Consider the following 3,662-nt stretch of genomic DNA (forward strand, 5'->3'; position numbering starts at 1 on the left):
TCGATCTTGTCGGTCTTCACGTGCGCATGGCGACGCAAAGAGTCAGAACCTCGCCGAAAACGCAACTGTAATGCTAGCCCTCCGGACGGCTTGCCGGCCTCGTACAGGGCGCTACCGCCCGGCTACACCCCATCCGCCCCGCCGCGCCTCCATGGCCTGTCGGACTTTGTCGGGCTCCCGACAGCCCGGTGGCGTCTGCGCCAATCCCCCACGGCAGCCATAAAGCATTGCAATAATTGCGAAAAGTTCGTCTGGCGGCGCTGGCACATCGCTTGCGCAGCGAGAGTGCGGCGGCGGAAGTCGCCGCCGGCCGTGACGTGGGGAGCGATGTCGCCGCCTGGGCGGAGCAAGAGCTCGACGACAGCCAGAGCCCGACGACAGTCGGGCGGGTTGCTTAATGCCAGCTTGCGAGGAGGGCAACGTGAAAGCATCGCTTAAGATGAAGGCTTCTGATCTCCTGGTCAAAGCCCTCGAGAACATGGGCGTCGACCACGTCACCGGCGTACCCGGGGAGGAGATCCTCGATATCATCGAGAGCTTGCACAACTCGAAGATCAGGTTCATCCCCGTCCGCCACGAGCAGACGGCCGTCATGATGGCCGCCACGCACGGGCGGCTGACCGGCCGGCCGGGCGTCTGCCTCGCGACCTGCGGCCCGGGCGCGCTGAACTTGGTGACAGGCGTGGCCTACGCGCAGCTCGGCGCCATGCCGGCGTTGATAATCACCGGCCAGAAGCCGATCAGCGCCCCACCCCAGTCCCGCTTCCAGCTCATCGATACCGTCTCGGTGATGCGCCCGCTCACCAAGATGACGCGCCAGATCGTCTCGGCGGCCTCGATCCCGACGCTGGTGCGCGAGGCCTTCCGGGTCGCCACCGACGAGCGCCGGGGCGCGGTTCATCTCGAAGTGCCCAAGGACGTTGCTACCGAAGACGTTGCTACCGAAATGGCCGAAGTCGCCCTGGCGCCCTCTCACCCGATCGACCGGCCAGTGGCGGCGGAAGCCGCCATCGAGCACGCGGCTGCGATGATCCTGAGTGCGCAAAGCCCGCTGATCATGATCGGCGCGGCCGGCAACCGGCCGGGGCTGGGCGAGCCGCTCTCCGAGTTTGTGCGGCGGACCCAGATTCCCTTCTGCGACACGCAGATGGGCAAGGGCGCGGTCACGGGCGCCTCGAGCCTCTATCTCGGCACCGCGGCGCTCTCCGAGCGGGATTACGTGCATGCGGCGATCGACCGGGCGGACCTGATCATCTCGATCGGGCACGACGCCGTCGAGAAACCCCCCTTCCTGTACGAGAAGATCGCGGGCGGCCTCAAGGTCATCCACATCGGCTACACTCCGGCGAGCGTCGAGCAGGTCTTTCACCCGGATGCCGAGGTGGTGGGCGATATCAGTTCGACGGTGACGGCGCTCGCCGACCGGCTCGGCGGGCGGCTCGAGCCGGATCCCGGCATGCTCGAGCTGCGCCAGTCGCTCCTGGAGCGCATCAACGGCATCAACGGTGGGACCGAAGAGGCCACTTCTTCAATGACGGTGCGGCGCATCGTGCATGCCGTTCGTACGGTAATGCCGGAGGACGGTATCGTCTGCCTCGACAACGGCGAGTACAAGATCGAGTTTGCGCGCTACTACCTGACGTACGCTCCCAACACGCTGCTGCTCGACAACGCGCTTGCCACCATGGGAGCGGGGCTGCCCTCCGCCATGATGGCGGCGGAGCTCTATCCAGAACGTCGCGTGTTGGCGGTGTGCGGCGATGGTGGCTTCATGATGAACAGCCAAGAGATGGAGACAGCTGTCCGGCTCAGGCTCAACCTCGTGGTGCTGATCCTGGACAACTCGGCATACGGCATGATCCGCAGGAAGCAGAGGGAGGAGGGCTTCGCCGAATACGGCACGACGTTCACCAACCCGGATTTCGTCGCGTACGCCAATTCCTATGGGGCGACGGGCCACTGCGTCACCGCGGTCCGCGACCTGGCTCCGACGCTCGAGGCCGCCTTCAAGGCCGGTGGGGTTCACCTCGTGGCGGTACCGATCGACGACTCCGAGAACAAGCGGGTCCTGATCCAAGAACATCACCATAAGGCCAGCGATATCGAGCCGGAAGAATAAGTTCTAGCTCACCGACGTGCTCCCGGAGCTCATCATGACCCCATTCACGTTCCAAACCTGCCCCAATATTCTGTTCGAGCTCGGCGCCTCGGCGAAGCTGCCCGACCTCGTGGCGAGCTTCCGCGCTCAACGGATCATGCTGGTGACCGGCAAAAATGTTCGCGGCGCGGGTCTGACCCGCGCTGCGGAGGCTGCCCTGGCCTCGGCGGGCCTTCAGGTCACCGTCTTCGAGGACGTCGTGGCCGACCCGCCCTCGCACGTCATCGAGACTGCAGCGCAACTTGCCCAGCAGCAGGCAGTGGACCTTGTGCTCGCGATTGGGGGCGGCTCCACTCTCGACACTGCCAAGCTCGTGGCGTACCTCGCGCGCAGCGGCGATCAGCTCGACCGCATCTACGGGGTCGGCCTCGCCCAGGGCCAGCGCTTGCCGCTCATCCTGATGCCGACCACGGCCGGGACCGGCTCCGAGGTGACGCCGATCTCGATCGTGACGACGCCGACGGGCGAGAAGAAGGGCGTGGTCTCGCCCCGGCTGCTGCCGGACTGCGCGGTCCTTGATCCCGATCTGACCCTCGGACTGCCGGCCCACGTGACGGCCGCGACCGGCATCGACGCGATGGTGCACGCGATCGAGGCCTACACCAGCCGGCACAAGAAGAACCCGATCTCGGACCAGCTCGCCCGGAAGGCCTTGGCGCTGCTCGCAGGCAGCATTCGCACGGCCTGCAGCGACGGCCGCAACGTCGAGGCGCGCTCCAACATGCTGCTCGGCTCCATGCTCGCGGGCATGGCCTTTGCCAACGCTCCCGTCGCCGCGGTCCATGCGCTGGCCTATCCGATCGGCGCCGTCTTCCACGTGACGCACGGGGTGTCGAACGCCCTCGTGCTGACGGGCGTGATGCGCTTCAACCTCCCGCACGCGGAGGCCCTCTACGCGGAACTCGCCCCGATCTTCGATCCGCAGGCAGCCAGTCTCCCGGCCGCCGAGGCTGCCACCCGATTCGTCGACAGCCTCGCGGCCATCTGCCGGGACTGCGGTGCGCCCGCCTCACTCGCCGAGGTCGGTGTTCGCGAGGAGGATCTCGCGCGCCTCGCAACCGATGCCATGAAGCAGACGCGACTTCTCGTGAACAACCCACGCGAGGTCACCTACCAGGACGCCTTCGCGATCTACTCCGAGGCACTCGACGGCAAGCTCAGAACCGTTGCTTGAGTCGCTTGAGGAGCTCAAGTCATGAATCTATTGGATACCTTCAAGGCAATGGGAGAGCTCTGGGGCAAAGGCACCCGGTGCTTTCTCGAAGCTCAGCGCAACATGTACGGGGCCATGACGACGGCCTTGGACAAGGATGGCAAGCCGAGCCTTCCCCTCATCCCGGACTGGGAAGCCCTGGAACAGGCCCAACACTCGTATCAGCAGGGCTGGGAGACCGCTCAGGCGGTCTCGGCGACCTTTGCCAAGAGCCTGAAGGGCGGAGGCGAGGTGCGAGATCCAATCGCGGCCGATGTCCTGGCCAAGATCTTCGACCCGCACGGATGGATC

2 protein-coding genes and 1 pseudogene are annotated in these 3,662 nt (G+C 65.8%); all 3 read left to right on the plus strand.

Annotated elements, in window-relative coordinates:
* The first annotated feature begins 439 nt into the window (after nucleotides 1-439).
* On the plus strand, nucleotides 440-2,119 hold the full coding sequence (locus tag MET2598_RS0135340) for an acetolactate synthase large subunit (RefSeq protein ID WP_018264061.1): 1,680 nt from the start codon (nucleotides 440-442) through the stop codon (nucleotides 2,117-2,119).
* Between the two features lie 34 nt (nucleotides 2,120-2,153).
* Nucleotides 2,154-3,332: an iron-containing alcohol dehydrogenase gene (locus tag MET2598_RS0135345; protein WP_026191111.1), complete on the plus strand. Its 1,179-nt coding sequence runs from the start codon at nucleotides 2,154-2,156 to the stop codon at nucleotides 3,330-3,332.
* Between the two features lie 21 nt (nucleotides 3,333-3,353).
* Nucleotides 3,354-3,662 (plus strand): annotated as a pseudogene (locus MET2598_RS0135350) (poly(R)-hydroxyalkanoic acid synthase subunit PhaE); the annotation flags it as partial.

Origin of the sequence: Methylobacterium sp. WSM2598 (assembly GCF_000379105.1) — a bacterium.
Classification (GTDB): domain Bacteria; phylum Pseudomonadota; class Alphaproteobacteria; order Rhizobiales; family Beijerinckiaceae; genus Methylobacterium.